This is a genomic window from Candidatus Njordibacter sp. Uisw_039 (assembly GCF_047730075.1).
In the GTDB taxonomy this organism is placed as follows: domain Bacteria; phylum Pseudomonadota; class Gammaproteobacteria; order Pseudomonadales; family Balneatricaceae; genus Njordibacter.
The window spans coordinates 534,257-558,446 of sequence record NZ_CP159831.1; the positions used below are offsets into that span (position 1 = coordinate 534,257).

The window sequence follows — 24,190 nt, forward strand, 5'->3', positions numbered from 1 at the left end:
TAACCTGAAGTCTGTTTTGACGATATTTGACTATGCAAACTCTCGCTGTAATCGACGATGATTTAGAAATCCGCCAGCTACTGAGCCAATACCTGAGCCAACAAGGTTTTAAAGTGGTGGCCTTTGCAGATGGTGAAAAATTCTTACAGGCTGATATGGCGCAGTTTGCTTTAGCGGTGTTGGATGTTGGTTTGCCCGGTATAGACGGGCTCGATGTGTGCCGCAGCTTGCGACAAACGTCCAGCTTACCGGTAATCATGCTCACTGCAGCTAGTGATGACCTAGATCGTATTTTGGGTCTAGAGCTAGGTGCGGATGATTATATGGGTAAACCTTTTAATCCCCGGGAATTATTAGCCCGTATCAAGGCCCTGTTGCGCCGAATGCAGGTGCAGCAACCCAAGCCAGATTCAGATGCCCCCTTGCTGCATATAGATGTGCTCAAACGCTGTGTTAGCTATGCTGGCACCAACTTGCCATTGACTGGTGCAGAGTTTGATTTACTCAATTTGCTGTACCAACATCAAGGTGAGGTGCTTAGTCGTGATGCTATTTGCCAAGTTTTGCATGGCCGCAATGCACAGCCTTTCGACCGCTCTATAGATACCAGTATTAGTCGCTTGCGCAATAAGCTCAATCAGGTGGCAGGAGATAGTATTCAAAATGTGCGTGGCAAAGGTTATGTATTGGTGCTTGCATGAGCTTTGTGACGGGTCTATGGCTCAGGCTTATACCTAATACTGTTATGGCACGAGTCACATTGGTGCTTTTTTTAGGAATCCTGATCGCCCAGGTGTTTGGCACATGGCTATGGGTTTCGCAACTTAAGACCACAGAACACAACCGGTTAATCGAAGTCTCTCAAACCATGGGCTCTCGTATTGGGCAGACCGTAGAGTTTTTCAAAAAGTTACCTGATCAATATCGTCATATTGTTTTAGATCAATTGAGGGATATGGGGGGCACGCGGTTTTTTGTTTCTGTAAACTCTCAGTACATCGACTTATTGAACATTCCTGAGACAGATTTTTCTCAATTGGTGCGGCAACAACTTAGTGCCAGTATTGTTGCTCAAATGGGCCAGACCAAAGGACTGGATATTCAATTTGTTAATTTTGACGACTTGAAAATACTTTCTGGTTCTAATTTAATGGTAGATTTGCCACCTAAATGGAAGCGCTTTGCCCTAATAGAGCCTAGTGATGCCAGTCCAGTGGCTGTAGTGCAACTGCCTGTGGCTAATGAGTGGATATACTTAGCGGCGGTTATCCCCGAAGGCCATATGCTCTCGGGTGTAACCTGGCTTACCAGCGAACGTATGTTGAGTATTGGTCTAGTGTCTTTAACAGTGTTCTTGCTAACTTTGTTACTGGTGCGCTGGGTGGTGCGGCCACTACGGTTGTTAGCCAGACAAGCAGAAACCATTGGCAAAGGACGAAATCCCCGTCATATGCGCGAGCAAGGCTCCAGCGAAATGGTAGCTACCATCCGCGCCTTCAATGCCATGGTTGGGCGTATTCAAAAATTTACTGGCGACCGAGAACGACTATTTGCCGCCATTTCACATGACCTTAAGACACCTCTTACCCGCGCCCGCTTGCGGGCTGAAATGATTTCAGATACCGACCAAAAACTGGCCTTAATAGGTGATTTAGAAAATCTAGAGACCATGGTTAAAGGCAGTTTACAGATGATGAAGGACGATGCCATCCACGAAAATGCTGAGCGTATTGACCTGAGTCAATTATTGTTGGGTCTAGCGGCACAGAACCAAATATATGGTTTGCCTATCGAGCTAGATATCCAGCCGGGTTTGATCATAGATGGCCGCAGCATGGCCCTGCAACGCTTATTCAGCAACCTAATTGATAATGCCCTTGCCTATGGTCGAGCGGTAAGTATTATCGCTATCGCCAATGCTCAAGGTACAGTGATTAGTATTTTGGACCCAGGTCCAGGTTTAAGCGATGCCGACAAAGCTCGAGTTTTTGAACCTTATTACCGCATTAATCAGAAGCCCAGTGATGATCACGTTGGGCTTGGATTAGGGATTGCGCGCAGTATTGCCAATCTGCATGGTGGTGAATTAGAGCTCAAGGATCGCCGCGGTGGTGGTTTAATGGTTGAGGTTTATTTCCCTTCGTAACCTTTTGTCACACTTCCCCACGTTATGACACTTTGCCGTGTATACACTGCCATACACCGGAGTGTGACTGCCGGATAATAAAACTAACGAGGAACTCACATGAAAACTAAATTAACAGGCCTAGCCTTAGCCACTATGATGGCTGTAGCGCCGAGTGCACAAGCAGGCGAAGTAGAAGTATTACATTGGTGGACCAGTGGTGGTGAAGCCACTAGTGTAGCCTTTTTAAAGAAGCAATTGGCTGAATCTGGTGTTGATTGGGTTGATTTTGCCGTTGCTGGTGGTGGTGGTGAAAGTGCCATGACGGTATTAAAATCCCGCGCTATTTCTGGCAATTCACCTACAGCAGCCCAGATCAAAGGCCCATCCATTCAAGAATGGGGTGAGCTAGGTTTCTTGTCTAGCATCGATGATGTTGCAAAGGCGAATAACTGGGATGAGATTTTGCCAGAAGTTGTGTCTGACGTAATGAAGTACAATGGTGAATATGTAGCTGCACCAGTGAACGTGCATCGTGTTAACTGGTTGTGGGCTAACCCAGAAGTATTCCGCAAAGCTGGTGCTACTATCCCAACTACTTGGGATGACTTTATGGTGCAAGCTCAGAAGTTAAAAGATGCAGGTTACATTGCTTTAGCACATGGCGGCCAAGCTTGGCAGGATGCCACTGTATTCGAAGCTGTAGTATTGGGTGTTGGCGGTGCTGATTACTACAATAAGGCTTTTGTACAGGCAGATATGAATGCCCTTAACAGTGCTACCACCAAAGAAGTGTTTGAAACCTTTGGTCAACTCCGCCAGTTTGTTGATATCAACTCCCCTGGCCGTGACTGGAACTTAGCTACTTCTATGGTAATCAAGGGTGAAGCTGGTATGCAAATCATGGGTGACTGGGCGAAGGGCGAATTCAAGGTTGCTGGGAAGAACCCTGGTACAGACTACGTTTGTGTCGCAGCTCCAGGTACTTCAGGTGCATATACCTTTAACGTTGACTCATTTGCCTTCTTTAACCAAAGTGATGCTGAAAGTACTCAGGCTCAAAAAGTTATGGCTAAAGAAATCTTAAGCACAGACTTCCAACGTGTATTTAACCTTAACAAAGGTTCAATCCCAGCACGTTTAGGTATGGCACGTACAGAGTTTGACTCTTGTGCTCATGATTCTATGGACGCCTTTGTTGCTAGTTCTGCTTCAGGCAGCCTAGTACCAAGTTTCGCCCATGGCATGGCCGTTTCAGAAGCAATTTCTGGCGCTATCTATGACTCTGCCACGCAGTTCTTTAACTCTGATGACAGTGCCTCTGAAGGTGTAGCTCAGCTTGTAGCAGCAGTTGCTGCTGCTAAGTAACAGTAGCATCATAGTCATTATACGGTTAATGCCGTAATCTATGATTTTGTTATTGTGAGGTTAGCGCAGTGATCCAATACCTAGGGTGACGGATTGCTGCATGCCCTAGGCCTTCGCAAGGATGGCTTAGGCCTCGCAATGGCACATTTCTAAAATCTTATTGAGCTAACTCATGTTCGATTATCTAGAAAAACAATTACCCAAACTAATCATGGCTCCTACCGCTATTGTTATGTTGGTTTGTATGTATGGTTTCATCGGCTGGACTGCGGTGTTGTCGTTCACTAAAAGCCGTATGTTGCCCCAGTGGGAATTTGTTGGTTGGGCACAGTACGAGCGGTTATTTGCTAACCCACGCTGGCACGTCGCACTCGATAACCTACTCGTGTTTACCCTGTTATTTATTATTATTGCCTTATTATTAGGGCTTATGTTGGCGATTTTATTAGATCGCAATATTCGTAACGATGGTGCTTTACGCACCATCTATCTGTATCCCATGGCAGTGTCTTTTATTGTTACAGGCACAGCTTGGAAATGGATTCTCAATCCGGGTTTAGGCATCGAAAAAATGGTGCGTGATCTAGGCTTTACTGATTTTGAATTTCGTTGGTTGGTGGAGCCAGATATGGCCATCTATACCATCGTTATCGCTGCCGTCTGGCAGTCTAGTGGATTTGTTATGGCCATGTTCTTAGCTGGCCTTAGAGGGGTTGATGACAGCTTGATTAAAGCTGCTCAAATGGATGGCGCGTCGACCTTCCGCACCTATTGGCACATTATTTTGCCCGTCATGCAGCCAGTCTTTTTTGGTTCTGTAGTCATCCTAAGCCATATTGCCATTAAGAGTTTTGACCTGGTTCAGTCCCTCACTGGGGGTGGCCCTGGATATGCCTCTGATCTGCCCGCCACCTTCATGTATACCCACGCGTTTAGTCGTGCCCAAATGGGTCTAGGTGCTGCCAGTGCGATGGTGATGCTCGCCGGTGTGATGGCGATTATTGTGCCTTATCTCTACTCTGAGTTGCGGGGTAAAAAATCATGAGTGCCTCAACTACTTCTCATAGGCTTTACAAGGCGCTTTTTATTACGCTGTTATTGGTGTTCGCGTTGGTTTACCTCGCGCCCTTGTACGTGATGCTCACCACTTCATTCAAAGGCATAGAAGAAATTCGTAATGGTAATATCTTGGCTTTGCCTACAACGCTGAATGGCAGCGCATGGTCTAAAGCCTGGAGCAGTGCCTGCACCGGTGGTGACTGCTATGGTCTCGCACCGTATTTTTGGAATAGCATGCGTATTGTCCTGCCTGCAGTGTTTATCTCTACGGTAATCGGAGCACTTAACGGTTATGTGTTATCGCAATGGCGTTTTACGGGCAGCAATTTCCTCTTTGGCGCTTTACTGTTCGGTTGCTTTATTCCGTTTCAGGTCATTTTATTGCCTATGGCTAAGTTGTTAGCTTGGTTAGGTTTGGCAAATACGGTGCCGGGTTTGGTGCTTGTGCATGTCATCTATGGTGTGGCTTTCACAACCTTGTTCTTCCGCAACTATTACGTTGGTATTCCGACCGAGTTAGTGCGCGCAGCGCGGTTAGATGGTGCAGGTTTTTTTGCAATATTTAGACATGTTTTTTTGCCCCTTTCTGCACCCATCATCGTCGTGAGTATAATTTGGCAATTTACTCAAATTTGGAATGACTTCCTGTTTGGAGTCGTTTATTCGGGGCCAGGCACTCAGCCCATTACTGTGGCGCTGAATAATCTAGTGAATACCACCATGGGTGGTAAAGAATATAACGTTGATATGGCTGCTGCCGTGATCGCCGCGTTGCCGACTTTGGTGGTGTACTTAGTCGCTGGTAAATATTTTGTACGTGGCTTAACAGCAGGTGCCGTGAAAGGCTAATAAAAAGATTAAGACAAAGGAAGAGAAACCGATATGGGTTCTATAAAAATACAACAACTCACTAAATCGTTCGGTGATACAGAAGTACTAAAAGGCATTGATTTAGACATTAAAGATGGCGAATTTCTCATTTTAGTCGGGCCCTCTGGCTGTGGTAAATCCACACTAATGAACAGCATTGCGGGTTTAGAGGATGTGAGCAGTGGTGACATTCTTATTGACGGTGATAATGTTACCGATTTAAGCCCCAAGGAACGTGACATCGCAATGGTGTTTCAGTCCTATGCGCTGTATCCCACCATGAGTGTATCGCGCAACATTAGCTTTGGTCTGGAGATGCGCAAGGTTCCCAAAGCTGAAATAGCAAAAACTGTAGCCGATGTGTCGCAGCTATTACAAATTGAACATTTGTTAGACCGCAAACCCAGCGCGCTTTCAGGCGGGCAGCGTCAACGTGTTGCTATGGGCAGGGCTTTAGCGCGTAACCCACGGGTATTTTTGTTTGACGAACCCCTGTCTAACTTAGATGCTAAGTTACGGGTGGAAATGCGTACGGAAATTAAGAAGCTGCATAAACGCTTGGGCACCACTATTGTTTATGTGACCCATGATCAAGTAGAGGCTATGACCCTAGCCGACCGTATTGCCGTTATGAAAGACGGGCAGGTTCAACAATTCGGCACTCCTTATGAAATTTATAATAATCCAGCCAATCGATTTGTAGCTGATTTCATGGGTTCGCCGCCTATGAACTTCATTGAATGCGTAGTGTTGGATGACAAATTGGTGATTGAAAGCCAAGGTGAAAAGTTTGAACTGCACATTAATCATGGTGAGCGTCTTAAGCAAGCAGGTGTAGAGACCGTTATTCTAGGCATTCGCCCAGAGATGATTACCGAACCTAAACCTCATGTTGAAGGTGCATTAGTGCACAGCATACCCATGCAAGTTGATGTGACTGAGCCTATGGGTCCAGACACCATTGCCTTTGGTCAGTGGAACGGTACTGAAATTCAAGCTAGATTAAGCCCAGAAGCGGGGGTTGAAGCACAAGCTACAGGGCATGTCAAAGTACAAGTTGATACTAGTAAAGCGGTATTTTTTGATGCCTTTAGTGGTGCACGACTGGACGCTTAAGTATCCATGGAATAGTTGTCAAAACTCAAATCGCCACGCCATGCCCATAGGGCTAGAAGGTCTTCATCTCTAGTTAGAGCGGCATGATCAATGCGGTCTAAGTGCTCAAAACTCGATCCGGGTGGCCTTGCCTTAAAGTTTTTTTCAGCCATTTGCCAAAGTGCTGTGCCGCTGACAACGTGGTACAGCTCAAGGGCATCGTGCCGGTGCTTTGGATAAAAGGTATTGGCTTGTTGCCAATAAATACCAAAACGGAATTGGTCATTTATTAACACGCCTTCTGGCCCTACCAACTCTATGTATGCACGGTTAACTTCCCGGCTATTGCTGAATACACCACGCTCCATCCACGTTAAGTGGGGAACAATAGCTGCTATCGAGGTGCGTAGCTTTTCGTCAGTAATAGCGTGGATGCTCATCTCTAAAGACAGAGAGTGAGGTAATTTGTTCCAGTCTGGATTTATTTTAGCAAGAGGCAATAGCAGTGGCGCAACTTCAATGCCAATGTCAGTCCCACTGTCAACGAATCGAGTGCAGGCCAACTCAATAAACTGTTGCCAGTGAAGGTTGAGATCTAAATTTTGTGCCATAGTCAAAACGCTCCATTGGGCTTTATTAGGTTATATTTAGCGAATTTCGGTGCGGTAGCTAAAGCTGTCGGCTCGGCCTCTGGTAATTCTAAACTCTACTGGCTGGTTGTTTTTGCTATAAGTGAGGCGGTGCAATACCACTAAGGGATCACCTACCTTTATGCCGAGCCGAGAGGCTGTGACTTGGTCAGCTATTTCTGCAGTGAGGGATTCTTCTGAGCGAATAATAGGTAGGTTGAATTGATCTACCACCACAGCGTAAAGCAGATCTGGTATGTGTACTTCTTCTTTTTCTAAGCCACGCACTAAATCGGCAACCCACCAACATTTCTCCACCAATACTGCTTTCTCGTCACGAAAGCCCACCCGTTCGATATAAACCATATCGGTGTTGGTCGCTACTTGAAGCCGTTGACAAATTTTATCGCTACCTTTACGAAGCTCTCTTACAGGCGTTTGTTTACGAATCCGTACAGGGTTTCCAGAATGAGTACCGTAGGAGAAAAAGCGAAATAAACTATTATTAAAATCAATCCTAGAGACGTAGGTGCCTTTGCCTTGATGGCGATATAACAGATTTTGATGGACTAGGTTTTCAATGGCTTTTTTGACTGTGCCGGTGCTTACGGAAAGACTTTCTGCTAACTGGGGTTCGGAGGGGATTAGATCTCCAGGTGCTAATACGCCCGCTGTAATTTGTTCTTGCAGAAAATTTTCCACAACTTTATATAAGGGCGTGCCAGGCACATTTTTGGTGGACCATTGTGTCATTAACTATTTGAAAACCTGTGTTTTATTAAAAATTTAGTCTTAGCTTTAACGGGGTAAAGAGTAACAGATTCTTACCGTTTGATGAAAAAATATTATCATAAAAGCTTGACTCATGTATATGAGTTATATTATCTATATAAATGCGCTTATGCTGTAGCTGAGTGAGTTAATAAAAATTACAACAGTTTTGGTAGTCAGTGACTTACCAACAAGAGGCCAAAGTCCGTGGAAATATTTGATTACATCGGTGTCATATTCAGCCTTAGCAACCTAACAGTGTTAATTCTTGCAACTGCGGGAGGTTTGATTTTGGGTGCCTTGCCTGGCCTAAGCCCAACCATGGCAGTGGCACTGTTGATTCCATTTACCTTTCAAATGGATGCTGCAACGGGTTTGGTGCTGCTCGGAGCAGTTTACACTGCCACTGTAGCAGGCGGCGCAATCAGTGGTATTTTAGTAAATATTCCAGGTGCACCGGCTAACATTGCAACTGTGTTGGATGGCCATCCTATGGCTAAGCAAGGCAAAGCCACTCAAGCGTTACACTTTTGTTTTATTAGTTCTTTTGTAGGTGGCATTATTGGCGTGCTGGTATTGATTTTCTTCACCCCCCCATTGGCGCAATTAGCACTTAAATTTGGGCCCTCAGAAATGTTCTGGATGGCTATCGTGGGTGTCACCGTGATAGGCACATTGGGTTCCAAATCTGTTGTGAAGGGTTTATTTTCTGGGGTTTTGGGTTTATGGATTTCTACCATAGGTATAAGCCCCATATTTGGAGAATCACGCTTTGTATTTACTGAACACCTCACGGGTGGGGTACACATTGTTGTGGCTTTGATTGGCCTATTTGCTGTGCCACAAATCTACCAATTGTTGGTGACTAGCCGACAACCCTCAAGTGGCGGATTATTTACCACAGAAAATAGTTCATTGTGGTCGTCTATCAAATATAACTTGAGCCGCATAAAAGCCCTAGCCATTGGCACTGTGTCTGGTGTGGTGGTAGGTATTATCCCGGGTGCGGGCGGCCAAATTGCAGGGCTTGTGGCTTACGATCAAGTGCGAAAGTTTAGCCCTGATGCAAGTAAGTTTGGTCACGGGGAGCCTGACGGTGTTATTGCTGCTGAGTCGGCCAACAATGCCATGGTTGGCCCATCTCTAGTGCCTTTGTTGACCTTGGGTATTCCTGGCAGCCCAACGGCGGCGGTACTTTTAGGTGGCCTATTGATTAACGGTTTATTTCCAGGCCCAGACTTATTTACTGTGCACGCCGAAGTCACTTGGACCTTCATTGGCTCTTTGCTACTTGCACAAGTATTTATGTTAATTATTGGGTTGGCACTCAGTCGCAGTAGTAGTTATTGGGTTATGCGTGTGCCCTCCCAATATATGGCGGCGGCCGTCACGGTACTTGCCGTGTTTGGCACCTACAGTATTCAGAACAGCTATTCTGACGTGGTACTGATGCTGGTGCTTGGCAGTTTAATGTATGTGTTGAATAAATATGGCTTTAGTGCCGCACCCATTGTTCTGGGCATTATTTTGGGACCCATAGCAGAAGATAATTTCTCCATGGGCAAGATGATTGCTGAAGTAGGCGAAGGTGTTGTGCCGTACTTTATGACTGGTCCCATTAATCTGGTACTTATATTTATTTGTTTGGTGTCCATTGGTTACAGTGTCTGGGTAGAGGTTAAACAGCGTCGTCAAGTTACACTAGACCACAAACGGTCCACGCCGGGCACTCGCGTTGCGGCGGTCGGTGCAGTGGTGGCCTCTATAGTAGTGTTGGCTATGGTGATGTCAGCAGATGGCAGCCAGGCCTATGATTTCCCATTTTTGTTAGCTGCACTAATGTTGGTGTTTGCAGCCACATTGTTAATTGATGTGCTGCGCACGTGGAGCCGACAAGAATCTGGCCCCGGGTTAGTGGAATGGTCTGACCTTGGTGCTGGCATCGCTATTATTGTAGGTTACCTGTTGTTGCTGCAAAGTGCAGGTTTCTACTTGGCCTCTTGGTTAGCGTTCACGGCCATTGTTATGCTCTACACTGCAAGTAAAAGCCGTCAACAAACCATGAGGATATTGTGGGTCTCCTTGGGCTTTATGGCAGTCATTTATGCGCTGTTTAGCTTATCTTTAAGGGTTGTAACCCCAGGCTTGTTGTAAAAAGATTAGCGCTATTTGGGTGGTCCAAATAGTGCAGATAAAAAGGCCTCTCACCTAGGTTGAGTTGGCCACTAATAAAAAGGTAAGTATTATGATACTAAATAAAATAAAATCCTCTCTAGTTACGGCAGCAGTGGCTTCAATACTGTTGGCGCCCAGCGCATCAGTATTAGCTGCTGAATACCCAACCGCGCCTATCCAAGTAGCTGTGGCCTATGGCCCAGGTGGCGCTACGGATTTCCAAGCGCGTATTGCTACCATGATGGCGGGAAATGAAAAATATCTCAATATGCCAATAGTGATCTTTAACAAACCAGGAGCAGGTGGCCAAAAAGGTTGGAATTGGTATGCTAGCAGTGCCAGCCAAGATGGACATCAACTTGCAGCCTATAACGTGCCGCATTTTATTGCGCAATCACTGAAATTTGAGACCTCTTACAATATTGATAACTTAGAGCCTATAGCTAACTGGGGTGCAGACCCTGCAGTACTTATAGTACCTGCAGATAGCCCATTTAATTCAGCTACAGATCTTGTTGCTTGGTCAAAAGCTAATCCTGGTAAATTAACAGTGAGTGGAGCGGGCCTTTTCGTGGGTCATCATATTGCTAGTTTACAGCTTGATAAAGCGGCAGATATTAGTACTAAGTACATTCCTGCTGGTGGTGGTGTCGCTGCTTTAAAGATGGTGCTAGGTAGCCAAGTAATGGCTGGCTTCAACAATTTAAGTGACGCTTATCGCCAAGGTGATCGGGTTAAAATCCTTGCTGTAGCAGACAATCAGCGTGAAGAAAGCTTCTTGCCAGATGTACCTACTTTTAAAGAGCAGGGCATTGATATAGATGACTCCAGTGTGAACTTTCGTGGCATTATGGCTCGCAAGGGCACGCCACCTGAAGTTTTAGACTTTCTTGCTGAACGAGTTCATTTAATGTTCCAAGATGGTAAAGTGGCCAAAAAAATGAAAGCAGGTGGTTCGCCAATGCGCATTATGACTCGTGCTGAAGTCAAGCAAATGTGGACTGAACGTCAAGCTTATCTTACCAATCTGTTAGCTGATTTATAGTAACCCTGCAGTGCTTGGTGCCACTGCTTAGACGCAGTCTTTGCAGTGGCCCTTTTTTGCCCCAACTAAAACCACACCGTTAACAACGGTTTGATGTGGAGATTTAAATGGCACAGATGGACGCTCGTAGCCAAGTAGCCCTGTTAATACAGCAGGCTGGTCAAGCGCAGAATCAGCTAGAAACCTATGATCAAGCCGCAGTCGATGAGTTAGTGACTGCCGCCGCTTGGGCATTGATTAACCCTGCTAATAATCAAAAATTATCTGAACTTGCTGTGGCCGAGACTGGGTTAGGCAATGTGGCGGATAAAATCACTAAGAATCATCGTAAAACATTGGGTTTGTTGCGTGATTTGAAGGATGCTAAAACGGTAGGTGTTATTAAGCGGGACCCACAACAGGGCATTGTGGAAATCGCCCGACCCGTAGGAATTGTAGGTGCGATTGTGCCGTCTACTAATCCTGTAGCAACACCCATGAATATGATTTTGAACGCGCTCAAGTGTCGTAACGCTATTATCTTGTCGCCTTCACCTAAAGGTCAGCCCAGTTGTACCCGGTTGATCGAATTAATATATCTGGAGTTGGATCGCATTGGTGCACCACGTAACTTAGTACAAGCCTTGCCAACCCCCGTGAGTAAAGACTTGAGTATGGAAATGCTCAAACAAGTGGATCTTGTAGTAGTTACTGGATCACAAAATAACGTTAGAGCAGCTTATACCTGTGGTACGCCCGCTTTTGGTGTGGGCGCGGGTAATGTGACAAGCCTAATTGATGAAACTGCAGACTTAGCAGCAGCTGCAGCGAAAATAAAAGCCTCGAAAACCTTTGATAATGCCACTAGCTGTTCGTCAGAAAATAGTTTGGTCATGGTCGATGCTATCTATAACGATATGTTAAACGCATTGGAGTCGGTTAATGCGTGTTTATTGACGCCAGAAGAAACGGCCGACTTACAGTCAGTTTTATGGCACAAAGGCCATCTGAATGCTGCCATGTTAGCTAAGCCAGTAGGTGTGATGTGTGAACTCGCTGGTATTACCCGCAAGGCTGCTTGTGATGCTGATTTTTTAATGGTCGAAGAGACGGGGGTGGGTGCCGACTTCCCTTTTTCGGGCGAAAAAATGGCCTTAGTCCTGACCCTATATCGAGCTCAAGACTTTGATCATGCTAAACAGATGGCAGGCGACATTCTGAACTACCAAGGCAAAGGGCACTCCTTAAGCCTGCACAGCCAGTCCGTTGATCGAGCTGAGATATTAGGCCTTGAGATGCCAGTATGCCGAGTGATTGTGAATCAGCCCCACTGTTTTGCTGCCGGTGGTAGCTTTGATAATGGCTTGCCCTTTTCCTTATCCATGGGCTGTGGCACGTGGGGTGGCAACGTAACGGATCAAAACGTACATTACCGTCATTTTATGAATGTTACTAAGGTGGTGCAAACTATTGCTGCTAGAGAAGTCTCGGTTGAGGACATTTTTGCTGACTACCGACGTAGGTATCTGTCATGAACCTGCCTAAATATGTGCCTCCAGCAGCCACAGTTCGAGAGCTTATCTCCCAACATGCTCGGCTACAACCTAATACGGTGTATGCGGTGTTTCCCGAGACGCAAACTGTCTTAACCTATCAAGATTTGGAACAAGAAGTTCAGGAATATGTGACTCAGTTTCATGCTTTAGGCTTGGTTCAAGGGGACACCGTTTCCTTCATGATGGGCAACGGTAAGACTGCTTTGATGTTGTTTTTAAGTGCTCTGTATACCGGGTTGATTATTTCACCTCTAAACCCTGCGGCAGGTCCTGAACAGATTGCTTATGTTTTGCAACACTCAGACACTAAAGTGGTGTTTATATCTGCAGCATCTAAGTCTGTGGTGGTGAATTTAGAGGATAAATTGCCTAAAGGAATTCAGCTGATTGATGCACATGAGGATCATGGTCCAAGTTGGGCTAAGGCTTTTGTCAGTGCTATTAAGTTGGCTTCTATTACAGCACAAAACGATGCTTTGTTAATGTATACGTCGGGTACTACAGGCCGTCCTAAAGGCGTAGTGTTAACCCATGAAAATCTGATTGCTGGGGGTATGAATACGGCGGTAGCGCATGGCCTAACAAACAAAGACCGGGGCTTGTGCGTGTTGCCCTTGTGCCATATTAATGCTCAATGTGTATCTGTTATGGCATCCCTTGTTAGTGGCAGCAGTCTGGTATTACCCCATGGCTTTAGTTCATCTCGTTTTTGGAATTGGATTATCGAGTCTAGGTGCAGTTGGTTTAGTGTGGTACCTACTATTATTTCTTACCTAATGCATCAAACCTCTGAAGGTCAACGAGAACGGATACAATTGGCGCCAAAAAAAGTACGTTTTGGACGTTCGGCATCTGCACCATTACCACCTAGCTTGCATGCTGGATTCGAAGAAATGTTTGGTGTTCCTATTGTGGAGACTATGGGTCTTACAGAAACTTCGGCACAGATATTATCTAACCCATTGCCCCCCCAAACTAATAAGTACGGTTCTCCTGGGATTGCTTATGGTACTCAGGTCAAGGTAGTAAGTCGGTCAGGACAAGAAGTAGAGCGAGGCATCGAAGGGGAGCTATTGGTAAAAGGCACGTGTGTGATGCGTTGCTATTACAAAAACCCTAAGGCCACGCAAGAGGCTATTGATGACCAAGGTTGGTTGCATACAGGTGATTTAGCAATCATGGATGAGGACGATTTTTGCTTTATTACAGGGCGCATAAAGGAATTAATTATAAAAGGTGGAGAAAATATTGCTCCACGTGAAATTGATGATGTGCTCTATACCCACCCTGCCATAATGGAGGCAGCAGCGTTTGGCATTGAAGATCGGCACTATGGCCAGGAAGTAGCGGCCTGTGTTGTACTAGCAACGGGTAAAGAAACCACTGAGTTAGAATTAATCGCGTTTTGTGAGAGCAAGCTGGGTCGAGTAAAAACACCAAAGCACATCAATTTCCTACACGATTTGCCCAAGGGCCCCTCAGGCAAAGTGCAGAGGCTAAAATTGGCTGCACAAATGGAAAACACTGTGAATTAATAGTGCTACACAGAGCACTCACTAGTTTTTTAGCACACCCAAAATATGTTGCAAAACTTCATGAAGCAGTTGTGCAGAGGGCCCGCTAGCTCAATGTTAGAGTTTAATTCCAATGACCTGTCGCAGATGTCTTACATTTAGACGGTTGCTGGCTTTTTTTGCGCCCACGCTTACTGCATAATGTGCCATGGACGATTTATAGTATTGCACGGCATGAGGATCAATAAGTGATTGCAAGTGACAAAACATTAGAACACGATTTTATGCACTGGCAGTGTTTAAGCCGCCTATTCGCAGCACGACAAGCTGCTGGTTTCCCCTTAGACGAAGCAAAGCCTTTGGTTTGCTATGGCGCCAATGGCGATACAGGTGTTGAGTTAACCATTTTGATCCTTAAGCGCGAACTGGATCACTTGGTAGCCCAGTATAAGCACAATGCTATAAAGACAGTTGACCCAATTGAACGGTTTGAATGGGTAGTGAAGCAATTATCTGCAGACTATTATCAGAAAGCCGATAGTTTTCAGTCTACCATGACCGCACTTTGTCCAGCAGAAGCGCCATATGCTCAAAAGTTGTTGGATGAAGGCGAATGCCGTATGGTGTTCCGTGCTCGTGGTGATGGCTACTTGGTTCCTGCTAAGGTAACTCAGCTAGCAGCAGATGATATTCGTGCACAATTTACCCAAATCCATAACTTCCACTTTAATCACAAACAACCGCGGCCCAACGTAATTTTAGGTTTTCAGCCTGATTGGGAAAGAGCCCATAAAATTGCGCCTTAAACCACATAGTATCAAAACAATGCTAAGCAAAAACACAGGCCAATTGAGACCTGTATTGTAGGGAGTTTTACCGTCCATCAAAGTCACCTTGCCGGTAAGCTCTGCTTGTTGGTACAAGGGGGCGATGTGAGTAATGTCTCCAGCTGCATTAATTAACGCTGAAACTCCACTATTTGTTCCTCTGACGACGGGCTTACCGTTTTCCAAGGCCCGCATTTGTGCTATTTGTAAGTGCTGCCATGGAGCAAGAGAGTACTCGAACCAACTGTCGTTGCTTACCGTAAGGATGATTTGTGCATCTGCGGCTTGCTGGGCGACTAGCTGTGGATAAGCAATTTCGTAACAAATATTGCCCGCAATGCCTATTTTTTGGGTTAGCAGGCCTTGCTTCTGTAGTGGCAACTTAAATGCCGACATAGGTAAATCAAAGAAGTTTATTGCCCCTCTCAGCCAAGATTCTAATGGTATATACTCTCCAAACGGCACCAAGCGCTGTTTATAATACTGGCCTTCTTCTGCGCCAAAAGCGATGAGTCCGTTGTAATAGTTTGCTTCAGCCTCGGTGTTTTCTCGTATTACCGTACCACTTATGATTTGAGTATTTTGTTCTTTAGCTAGCGCGTTAAGAGGTTCGAACGCTGGAGCAACACGGTCCCAATAGGTGGCAATGGCTGTTTCTGGCCAAACAATTAAGTCGCTGTCCATATGTAGGTAAGATTGTTTAAAGTAATAACCTAATGTGGGGGCTAATGTTTGTGGCAACCACTTATCTTCTAAACTCACATCACCTTGTAGTAAGGTAACTTTAATAGGGTCTTGTGGGCTTGGTTGAGTCCAGGGAATAGTGCCTAGAGCATAACCTGCAAACCACAAACCCACGAGTAACCCTAGGCGAAAATGTAATTTAGCCTGCGCCCCAACGGCTAACAAGCCACTCATTAGCAACAATAACGTAACACCGTGTACACCCAATATGGGGGCGTAACCCGCCAGAAAGGTGTCTAACCCGGCGTAACCTAAGTACAGCCATGGCAACCCCGTTAGTAACCAGCCGCGCAACAGGTCTAGGCCGATCCAAAGGCCTGCAAACAATAAAGTAGGGTATTGGTGATGTAGTTTAAAACGATAAAATAGGCCAGCAAAAAGCACATAATAGAGCGCGAAACCACCACAAAACAAAAATGTGAGAACTGTGGCTAGTAGCCAATGAGTGTCACCATGGTTGACCATGCTTACAAACACCCAGCTTACACCCACACCAAAATACCCTAAACCATAGGCAAGGCCGGTAAAAATGGCTTGCTTGGTGTGCTTGCTTTGATTGAGACTGTGCCAAAATAGCACCACACTTAGCGGTGCTAAGGGCCATAAATTGCTTGGTGCAAGGGCTAGCGGGGCCAGGGCACCGGCAATTATGCTAATGGCTAAGTTAGCTTTGAGGTGATGGCTCATTAGCATCGTTGCTAATAGGGTTCACTTGCATGAGACGAATTCTACGATTATCTGCAGCCAAAATGAGGAAGTTCAGATCCCCTACTTGGATATTTTCATCTTTAGCTGGCAAATGACCAAATTGTTGAGTGATAATGCCACCAATGGTGTCAAATTCTGTTTCGTCGTAGTAAGTGCCAAAGTGTTCGTTAAAATCCTCAATGGTGGTGAGGGCTTTGACCAAGAAGCCTTTGTCGGAGAAAGGTCGAATATTGCCATCGTCTTCTTCGGCATCAGTTTCGTCTTCGATTTCGCCAACAATTTGTTCTAATACGTCTTCGATGGTTACCAGACCAGTAACGCCACCGTACTCATCCAACACGATGGCCATATGATAACGGTTGGTGCGGAATTCGTTGAGTAAAATAGAAAGGCGTTTGCTCTCAGGCACAAAAATAGGCTTACGCAGCATGGCGTTGAGGTCAAAGTTGTCCATTTGCTTAGCAAATGCAAGAGGCAACAAATCTTTTGCTAATAAAATACCTAAAACGTCGTCGGGAGATTCACCAATAACAGGGAAGCGTGAGTGAGACGTTTCAGTGATGGTTTGCATGAATTCCTGGGTGCTTTGGTCAGCTTTCACCACAGCCATTTGTGGCCTTGGAACCATAATGTCACGCACTTGCATGTGTGACATTTGTAAAGCGCCTTCTATAGTGTCGAGGGCTTCGCGATCGAGTATCTGGTCTTCTTCAGCTTGGCGGATTCGTTCTAGCAGTTCTTCTTTGGTGCCAGGTCTGTCACTGAGAAAAAAAGAAAGTCTATCCAGCCAGGAGCGTTTGTCCTGACCGTTGGTCGACGCGTCGTCGTTCATAAGGGCTGTGTTTTCCTAAAAGTTAATGAAACCAATTTATACGCTTAGTCGCTTTCTTTAGCAACATAAGGGTTGGCTATATTGAGTGTGGCCAATAGCTGGCTCTCAAGAGTTTCCATGACGTAAGCTTCATCGTCTTTAATATGGTCGAAACCCTGTAAATGCAAGGTGCCGTGAATAACCAGATGTGCCCAATGGTGTTCAACAGGTTTATGTTGTTGTGCAGCTTCTTGAACTACCAATTGTGCATTAACCACAAGGTCACCCAAATAACTCACATCGCCTAACTCTGCCGCCATTTCTGCAGCTAGTTCAGGGTCGTCAAAGTCCGGTTGTTGAAAAGGAAAAGACAGCACATTGGTGGGTTTGTCTTTACCGCGATACTGTAAGTTTAATTCATGGCTTTCCACATCATCAACCATACGAATGGTTATTTCGGCCACAGCATCTGGGACTTGCAGCGCAAGCTGTGCCCATTGTTCTAGTTGAGCTAGTGTTGGTAATTGTTTACTCTCACTAGCAATTTGTAAATCTATGATCATGGTTGTTTGTTTTCAAACGCATCATAAGCATCTACGATGCGCTGGACCAGTTGGTGACGGACAATATCGCCAGACAGAAAGTGGGTAAAACCAATATCATCTACACCATCTAATACTTCAATGGCATGTTTAAGGCCAGATGCTGTACCTTTTGGCAAATCAATTTGCGTAACGTCACCAGTAATAACAGCAGTAGAGCCAAAACCAATACGGGTGAGGAACATCTTCATTTGTTCACGGGTGGTGTTTTGACTTTCATCCAAGATTACAAAGCTGCCATTAAGTGTTCTGCCACGCATGTAAGCCAAAGGTGCGATTTCTATGACGTTCTTTTCTATCATGCGCGCTACGGTTTCAAAACCAACCATTTCATACAGGGCGTCGTATAGGGGGCGTAAGTAGGGATCAATTTTTTGCGCTAAGTCGCCAGGTAAAAAACCAAGTTTTTCACCCGCCTCTACGGCGGGGCGTACTAATAATATGCGGCGCACTTCTTCACGCTCAAGGGCTTCCACAGCACAAGCAACGGCAAGGTAGGTTTTGCCGGTACCTGCAGGCCCAATACCAAAATTAATGTCATGCTTACGGATGGAGCGAATGTAACTCTGCTGAGTTTCACCACGAGGTTTAATGGTGGTCCGTTTTGTACGAATACTAAGACCAGTATCTTGTGGTTGGTTAGCTTTTGGGGCGACTATATTGGCGCTGGTTTCTGTCATGGTTTGTTGGGCTTCCACTAAGGCGAGATGAACCATTTCTGGAGTCACTTCGCTGGTCTGTTGGGCTTCACGGTAGAGTTGCTGTAATACGTTTTCACCAGCAATGCGTGCGGCAGCAGTACCTGCTAAATGAAAACGATTGCCGCGGTTGCTGATGTTTATTTGTAGGCGTTGTTCAATGATACGCAGGTTGCCATCCAACCGACCTTGCAGGCTTGCAAGGTGTTGAGGATTATCTGGCAGCAAACTAAAAATGGAGTCGCTCTTGTTAACGCCAGAGGTTTTTGAACTATTGGTAGAGTTAGTCATACAGAGCTATTGCAGCACGATTGGGCCAACAGGTGCAAGCCCATCTAATTCAGATGCTATAAGCTCACCTCGTAAAGAGTGTGGGAAAGCCTCCAAAATATGAATTTGGGCAAACTTACCGATTAAGTCTGCATTGATGCTAGCAAAGTTAACTGAACGGTTGTTTTCTGAGCGGCCAGTAAGTTTACCTGGGTCTTTCTTGGAGTAACCGTTCACTAAAACTCGTTGTAGGCTGCCTACCATGGACTTACTAATATCAAAAGACTGGCTATCAATACGCCGCTGTAACTGAGTTAAACGTTGTTTCTTGGTAGCGTCATCTGTGTTGTCTGGTAATTCTGTAGCTGGCGTGCCCGGGCGTTTGCTGTATATAAAGCTAAAGGATAAATCAAAACCAATGTCGGTAATTAAATCCATGGTGGCCTGGAAATCAGCGTCTGATTCGCCAGGAAAGCCGATAATGAAGTCTGATGAAAAGCTAATGTCTGGACGTTGCTTGCGGATACGGCGCATTTTAGATTTGTATTCTAGCGCTGTGTGGCCACGTTTCATGGCCATTAATATTTTGTCAGACCCAGATTGCACAGGCAGGTGCAAATGGCTTACCAGTTCTGGTATTTGACCAAAAGCTTCAATGAGGCTATCAGAGAATTCAACCGGGTGGCTGGTGGTAAAGCGGATACGGTCGATGCCATCGATGTTGGCTACTAAGGCAATGAGCTCGGCTAAATCGACTGTGTCGCCATCATCGGTTTCACCTTGATAGGCGTTGACGTTTTGGCCTAACAGGTTCACCTCGCGTACGCCTTGTTCGGCCAACTGCTCTACTTCTAGCAGCACAGAAGCAAGTGGACGGCTTACTTCTTCACCGCGGGTGTAGGGCACTACGCAAAATGTACAGTATTTTGAACAGCCTTCCATAATGGAAACAAACGCTTCTGCACCTTCAACCTTAGGTGCAGGTAAATTGTCGAACTTTTCTATTTCAGGAAAACTAACATCCACTACTCCCTTGGCTCCAGCGTCCGTTGCGTCGATCATTTCTGGCAAACGGTGTAATGTTTGCGGGCCAAAAATTATGTCTACGAAAGGGGCACGTTTGGAAATGGCTTTACCTTCTTGGCTGGCAACGCAGCCGCCAACACCTATTTTAATATTTGGGTTGGCTTCTTTTAGTTTGCGCCAGCGGCCTAACTGATGATAGACCTTATCTTGTGCTTTTTCGCGAATAGAACAAGTATTAAGTAATAGTACGTCAGCATCTGCTTCGTTGTAGGTTATTTCCATGGCATGGCTATCACCCAATAAATCCGCCATACGAGATGAATCATATTCATTCATCTGGCAACCATGGGTTTTAATAAATAGCTTTGTTGTCATGTGGCACACCTGCATTAATTGAGGGGTTATTATACATTTAAGGCCACCATTAAACCTAGCTTGAAAACGCTGTTTTTGGTGCTAATAGGCGCTAATATAGCAGCTAGGCATATCTATGCCCCCCAAAGCCCCTTAGATGACGAAAACTACTATGAGAGATGGACAGCGGATGGATGAAGTAGAAAAACATGGTGACCATACATTTCAACTAGATGCTCGCCTTGAATCAGACTGTGAATTTGTAGCTAACTTGGGTTTGTGCAGTTTATTGTTGATGAACAACGCCAGCATACCTTGGTTTATTTTGGTGCCAAAAGTTTTTGGGGCCATAGAGCTCACAAATTTGCCAATGGCTCAGCAGCTGCAAGTGTTACAGGAAATGAATCAAGTGACTGCGATGGTGACCAGCCTCTACACCCCCCATAAGCTTAACATTGGTGCTTTAGGTAATGTGGTTAGTCAGTTGCATATACACGTGATTGGGCGTTTTATTGATGATCCTGCCTGGCCTAATCCAGTATGGGGGAAGTTGCCGTCAAATTATTATGGTGACCTTCAACTAGCGACACAATTAGCCCAGATTCGAGCTTATTTAGCGCTCTAAATTGAAAGGTTAATGGGCTGGTCTGCTACTACAACATTGTCTTCTATACGTACGCCACCTAAAGGCCTTAATTGATCTATGGCAGTGTTGTTGAGTAAATGACCAAAACCGTTATCACGCCATTTTTTTAATAAGCTATCAATGACGTAAAGCCCAGGTTCTATGGTTACCACCATGTTTTTTTCTAGGGTTCGAGTGCAGCGTAAAAGCCGGTGACTTGATGGTGGTTCTTGTGCAGTGCCTAATTCATCCTGTTGCCAACCACCAATATCATGCACCTGTAACCCTAATAAATGACCTAAACCATGGGGAAAAAAAGCGCTACTGATGCCACTGGTAGCTAACTCGTCTCTTGAGCCTTGCACTAACTTAAACGTTTCAAGTAAATCTAATACCAAGTCATGCATTTGGTGGTGAAGATCGGCGAAATTTACACCCGGTTTCACCATGAAGCAAATACTCCGCTGTGCCTGGGTCATGGCGTTGATTAAATTTTGATAAAGCTTACTGCCACGACTATGGCAGCGGGTAATATCAGACGCATAACCATAATACTGGGTTCCAGCGTCAATCAAAAAGCTTTGTGGTTGGCCCATATCTTGAACGCTATAGTCATAGTGCTGATAATGTAATATGGCACTGTGGTGGCCAAAGCCAACAATACTCCGATAGGGTATTTGGGTTTGGTCTTGTTGCACTGCAGCAAGGAACGCGAGCTGAGTTTCAAATTCACTTTTGCCAGCCATAAATGCCCGTTTTGCTGCCTCGTGTCCTGCAAGAGCAATAATGTTAGCTTGGGTTAAACAGGCGATTTCATACTGACTTTTAATGGCCCTGTTGTAGTGTAAACGGTGCATCAAACCTTGAGGGTTTATTTTGCTTATGCCTAGTTCTTTAGCCAGTTCAACGTCTTGTCCAATCCATGCTCTTTGTGTGCTTGTGGATTGATATTGGCTTAGTTCGCGTTTTACTTGAGCCAAATCTGAACACAGGTGTATGTCGAAATGATCACACCAAAATCCAGTGGGTGGTTGTGGTGGCACATGCCAAAAATCATCGGCCAAGTGATAAAGTAATACGGGTTTTTGGCCCGTTTGAATGAGTAAGTAACAGTGTGGACTCTGAGTCAGTGGTAGCCACCAAACAAAATTTGGGTTAGCCTTATAAGGACCGTGGTAATCATCTAAAAAGGCCAGTTTTGGTGCGCCGCTGTGGATCAAAATGCTGTCGCACTGCTCGGCACTTATAGCTTTTTCTGCAATCCCAATTACGCGTTGTAGGTGGTCTGGGTATAAGGTGGCACATTGGGTGAACATGAAAGCTGATCCGAGCAAAGAGAGTGTTACCTTATTATGATTATGTTGACCGGAGTACGCAAGTATTGTTGCTAGGCTTTATTGCTTTCATATATTACTGTTTTATATAGCTATTTATTTATTTTTTGAACTATTAATTATCTAACTTGGCGTGTTTATTGGTTAAATTATGTCTATTTTTGTCCGTATTATTAATACCAAATGGATCAGCTTTTTAAGAGTTTAAAGCAAGAAAATAAATGAGAAGGACTGGTAATGAAATACAGTAATGGCAAGGCAATACCGATCTCAATAAACCAAGCCTTTGAAAGCATCAAGTTTCTGTCTGATAGAACCCCTAAAACTAATGGCAATAGCGATGGTTTTTGTACCTTGGTGGAGTACCGAGACGGTGGCATTTTCCTTGCACATTATGCTGGCAACAGCGAGTGGGAAAGGCACACCAATGGTGATGAGATGGTCATGGTTATGGGGGGTGAAACCGTCTTGATTTTATTGCAAAACGGTGACGAAATCTCTAACCCTATGTCGCAAGGCATGTTACTGGTTGTTCCAAAAAACACATGGCATCGTTTTGAATCGCCCAAAGGCGTTAAGATAATGACGATCACCCCGCAGCCAACAGATCACTCGGTTGAAAGGCCAGAGTAGTCAGCAGTTTGGGCTATTTATGAGCCAGCTTAGAGAAAAGTTTACAATAACAAATAATTTGATTGTTTTTACAACGTACAGAGAAATATTATGAAAATTGAAGGTGGATGTTATTGTGGTGATATTAGGTATTTAGCTGAAGGCGAACCTCAGGCTTCAGTTCAATGTCATTGTAGAGAATGTCAGTACATAACTGGCGGCAATCCTAATGTAGTAATGGTCATGCCGTTAGAAGGCTTTAAATTTTCAAAAGGAGAGCCTAAAGCATTTAAAAGGGATGATTTAGAAAAAGCCGTGACTCGGTTATTTTGTAATAATTGTGGTACTGGCATTGGTACTAAAAACCCAACAAGACCTAAGTCAATTATTTTAAAAGTAGGTACTTTTGATGACCCTTCAATTTTCATTCCGGCAGTAGCAATTTTCACTATCGACAAGCAAGAATTTCATCACATCGATGATAGCGTTAAGTCATTTGATAAAAGGCCTTAATACTGATCTTACATTAACCAAATGTGCATAATCTGGGCACAAACTAGGGACTCAATTGAGTATTAAAGGTCAGTAGATTGAAACAATCAATATTACATATTGCCATACTCGTTAAAGATTATGATCAGGCACTTGATTTTTATGTCAATAAACTCAAATTTGAGCTCATCGAAGATACTTATCAACCAGAACAAAATAAACGGTGGGTAGTTGTTTCACCACCGGGTTCTAATGGTGTTACTTTATTGTTAGCCCGTGCATCTACGTCAGACCAAAATCATTTCGTGGGGAATCAAGCTGGAGGGCGAGTTTTCCTTTTCTTGAATACAGATGACTTTTGGCGTGATTATAATCGAATGGTGTCTGTAGGTATAAAATTTATCAGAGAACCACAACAGCAAGATTATGGGATAGTTGCAGTATTTGAGGACCTATACGGCAACTTATGGGATTTACTCCAATTAAATCCAAATCATCCGATTGCATCAAGATCTTTATAAATGGACTATTATATATTTCGGCAAATGTGGGAGATTATAACAATTGAATCAATTAACTGAGAAATCTATAGCATGTCCATACTGTGGTGAAATGATTGAAGTTCTAATAGATTCATCTGACATGGAACAACAGTACATTGAAGATTGCCAAGTATGTTGTAAGCCAATAAATTTTTTGGTTTCTGAAAATCTTAATGGTGACCTTGCAGTTAGTGTTTATAGTGAAGATGAAGCGTTTTAATAGATACATTACAATCAAATCAACAAGAATAGGTAACGCTTGGCCACTTTTTTTTTGCTATAGGGTTTTAGTCAACAATTACTTAAACAGTTCTGTAGGCGTTACAGCTAGCCAGTATTTGAGTAACAAGAAATATGAA

General features: G+C 44.6%; 24 protein-coding genes. 16 read left to right on the plus strand and 8 right to left on the minus strand.

The window, feature by feature from the left end:
• Positions 1 to 32: 32 nt before the first annotated feature.
• From ABXT70_RS02505 to ABXT70_RS02530, 6 genes are all read left to right on the plus strand, one after another.
• Positions 33 to 701, plus strand: a complete 669-nt coding sequence (locus ABXT70_RS02505; RefSeq protein WP_443641608.1) for a response regulator transcription factor — start codon at positions 33 to 35, stop codon at positions 699 to 701.
• Positions 698 to 2,146: an ATP-binding protein gene (locus ABXT70_RS02510; RefSeq protein ID WP_443641609.1), complete on the plus strand. Its 1,449-nt coding sequence runs from the start codon at positions 698 to 700 to the stop codon at positions 2,144 to 2,146. The genes ABXT70_RS02505 and ABXT70_RS02510 overlap by 4 nt, the downstream gene beginning before the upstream one ends.
• Before the next feature lie 99 nt (positions 2,147 to 2,245).
• A complete protein-coding gene (locus tag ABXT70_RS02515) occupies positions 2,246 to 3,493 on the plus strand; it encodes an ABC transporter substrate-binding protein (RefSeq protein WP_443641610.1) in 1,248 nt (415 codons plus the stop codon).
• A 172-nt stretch (positions 3,494 to 3,665) separates the two neighbouring features.
• Positions 3,666 to 4,538, plus strand: a complete 873-nt coding sequence (locus ABXT70_RS02520) for a carbohydrate ABC transporter permease (protein WP_443641611.1) — start codon at positions 3,666 to 3,668, stop codon at positions 4,536 to 4,538.
• Entirely contained in the window at positions 4,535 to 5,401 is an 867-nt protein-coding gene (locus ABXT70_RS02525; RefSeq protein WP_443641612.1) for a carbohydrate ABC transporter permease, read from the plus strand. The genes ABXT70_RS02520 and ABXT70_RS02525 overlap by 4 nt, the downstream gene beginning before the upstream one ends.
• Before the next feature lie 33 nt (positions 5,402 to 5,434).
• On the plus strand, positions 5,435 to 6,538 hold the full coding sequence (locus tag ABXT70_RS02530; RefSeq protein WP_443641613.1) for an ABC transporter ATP-binding protein: 1,104 nt from the start codon (positions 5,435 to 5,437) through the stop codon (positions 6,536 to 6,538).
• On the opposite strand, the gene ABXT70_RS02535 is transcribed toward ABXT70_RS02530, so the two are convergent.
• Both ABXT70_RS02535 and ABXT70_RS02540 read right to left on the minus strand, forming a co-directional pair.
• Positions 6,535 to 7,128 carry a dimethylsulfonioproprionate lyase family protein gene (locus ABXT70_RS02535; protein ID WP_443641614.1) on the minus strand — a complete coding sequence of 198 codons (594 nt, stop codon included), beginning with the start codon at positions 7,126 to 7,128 and terminating at the stop codon, positions 6,535 to 6,537. The two genes, ABXT70_RS02530 and ABXT70_RS02535, sit on opposite strands and share 4 nt — an antisense overlap.
• A 36-nt stretch (positions 7,129 to 7,164) precedes the next feature.
• Entirely contained in the window at positions 7,165 to 7,899 is a 735-nt protein-coding gene (locus ABXT70_RS02540; RefSeq protein ID WP_443641615.1) for a GntR family transcriptional regulator, read from the minus strand.
• Positions 7,900 to 8,124: 225 nt separating this feature from the next.
• On the opposite strand from ABXT70_RS02540, the gene ABXT70_RS02545 reads away from it, so the two are divergent.
• From ABXT70_RS02545 to ABXT70_RS02565, 5 genes are all read left to right on the plus strand, one after another.
• Positions 8,125 to 10,071 (plus strand): tripartite tricarboxylate transporter permease, encoded by a 1,947-nt coding sequence (locus tag ABXT70_RS02545; protein WP_443641616.1) that lies wholly within the window; start codon positions 8,125 to 8,127, stop codon positions 10,069 to 10,071.
• A gap of 91 nt (positions 10,072 to 10,162) precedes the next feature.
• Positions 10,163 to 11,137: a Bug family tripartite tricarboxylate transporter substrate binding protein gene (locus ABXT70_RS02550; RefSeq protein ID WP_443641617.1), complete on the plus strand. Its 975-nt coding sequence runs from the start codon at positions 10,163 to 10,165 to the stop codon at positions 11,135 to 11,137.
• A gap of 107 nt (positions 11,138 to 11,244) precedes the next feature.
• Positions 11,245 to 12,651, plus strand: a complete 1,407-nt coding sequence (gene sauS, locus ABXT70_RS02555) for an acylating sulfoacetaldehyde dehydrogenase (protein WP_443641618.1) — start codon at positions 11,245 to 11,247, stop codon at positions 12,649 to 12,651.
• Positions 12,648 to 14,207 (plus strand): AMP-binding protein, encoded by a 1,560-nt coding sequence (locus ABXT70_RS02560; protein WP_443641619.1) that lies wholly within the window; start codon positions 12,648 to 12,650, stop codon positions 14,205 to 14,207. The genes sauS and ABXT70_RS02560 overlap by 4 nt, the downstream gene beginning before the upstream one ends.
• Before the next feature lie 227 nt (positions 14,208 to 14,434).
• A complete protein-coding gene (locus ABXT70_RS02565; protein WP_443641620.1) occupies positions 14,435 to 14,992 on the plus strand; it encodes a hypothetical protein in 558 nt (185 codons plus the stop codon).
• On the opposite strand, the gene lnt is transcribed toward ABXT70_RS02565, so the two are convergent.
• The 5 genes from lnt to miaB are packed head-to-tail and all read right to left on the minus strand — an operon-like array spanning position 14,945 to position 20,247.
• Complete coding sequence (gene lnt / locus ABXT70_RS02570) at positions 14,945 to 16,444, minus strand: apolipoprotein N-acyltransferase (protein ID WP_443641621.1); 1,500 nt, start codon at positions 16,442 to 16,444, stop codon at positions 14,945 to 14,947. The genes ABXT70_RS02565 and lnt overlap by 48 nt on opposite strands.
• Positions 16,422 to 17,297 carry an HlyC/CorC family transporter gene (locus ABXT70_RS02575; RefSeq protein WP_443641622.1) on the minus strand — a complete coding sequence of 292 codons (876 nt, stop codon included), beginning with the start codon at positions 17,295 to 17,297 and terminating at the stop codon, positions 16,422 to 16,424. The genes lnt and ABXT70_RS02575 overlap by 23 nt, the downstream gene beginning before the upstream one ends.
• Positions 17,298 to 17,341: 44 nt before the next feature.
• Positions 17,342 to 17,839: an rRNA maturation RNase YbeY gene (gene ybeY, locus ABXT70_RS02580; protein ID WP_443641623.1), complete on the minus strand. Its 498-nt coding sequence runs from the start codon at positions 17,837 to 17,839 to the stop codon at positions 17,342 to 17,344.
• The gene (locus tag ABXT70_RS02585; RefSeq protein WP_443641624.1) at positions 17,836 to 18,867 is read right to left on the minus strand and encodes a PhoH family protein; all 1,032 of its coding nucleotides are present in this window, start codon (positions 18,865 to 18,867) and stop codon (positions 17,836 to 17,838) included. The genes ybeY and ABXT70_RS02585 overlap by 4 nt, the downstream gene beginning before the upstream one ends.
• Positions 18,868 to 18,873: 6 nt before the next feature.
• Positions 18,874 to 20,247 carry a tRNA (N6-isopentenyl adenosine(37)-C2)-methylthiotransferase MiaB gene (gene miaB / locus ABXT70_RS02590; RefSeq protein WP_443641625.1) on the minus strand — a complete coding sequence of 458 codons (1,374 nt, stop codon included), beginning with the start codon at positions 20,245 to 20,247 and terminating at the stop codon, positions 18,874 to 18,876.
• 136 nt (positions 20,248 to 20,383) lie between these two features.
• On the opposite strand from miaB, the gene ABXT70_RS02595 reads away from it, so the two are divergent.
• Positions 20,384 to 20,851: an HIT domain-containing protein gene (locus ABXT70_RS02595; protein ID WP_443641626.1), complete on the plus strand. Its 468-nt coding sequence runs from the start codon at positions 20,384 to 20,386 to the stop codon at positions 20,849 to 20,851.
• On the opposite strand, the gene pepQ is transcribed toward ABXT70_RS02595, so the two are convergent.
• On the minus strand, positions 20,848 to 22,167 hold the full coding sequence (gene pepQ, locus ABXT70_RS02600; RefSeq protein ID WP_443641627.1) for a Xaa-Pro dipeptidase: 1,320 nt from the start codon (positions 22,165 to 22,167) through the stop codon (positions 20,848 to 20,850). The two genes, ABXT70_RS02595 and pepQ, sit on opposite strands and share 4 nt — an antisense overlap.
• A gap of 255 nt (positions 22,168 to 22,422) precedes the next feature.
• Here pepQ and ABXT70_RS02605 point away from each other — a divergent pair, with 255 nt between their 5' ends.
• The 4 genes from ABXT70_RS02605 (at position 22,423) to ABXT70_RS02620 (ending at position 24,051) form a co-directional block, all read left to right on the plus strand.
• A complete protein-coding gene (locus ABXT70_RS02605) occupies positions 22,423 to 22,818 on the plus strand; it encodes a cupin domain-containing protein (RefSeq protein ID WP_443641628.1) in 396 nt (131 codons plus the stop codon).
• Positions 22,819 to 22,908: 90 nt separating this feature from the next.
• Entirely contained in the window at positions 22,909 to 23,310 is a 402-nt protein-coding gene (locus ABXT70_RS02610) for a GFA family protein (protein WP_443641629.1), read from the plus strand.
• Between the two features lie 77 nt (positions 23,311 to 23,387).
• The gene (locus ABXT70_RS02615; protein ID WP_443641630.1) at positions 23,388 to 23,810 is read left to right on the plus strand and encodes a VOC family protein; all 423 of its coding nucleotides are present in this window, start codon (positions 23,388 to 23,390) and stop codon (positions 23,808 to 23,810) included.
• A 43-nt stretch (positions 23,811 to 23,853) separates the two neighbouring features.
• Complete coding sequence (locus ABXT70_RS02620) at positions 23,854 to 24,051, plus strand: CPXCG motif-containing cysteine-rich protein (RefSeq protein WP_443641631.1); 198 nt, start codon at positions 23,854 to 23,856, stop codon at positions 24,049 to 24,051.
• The last annotated feature ends 139 nt before the right edge of the window (positions 24,052 to 24,190 follow it).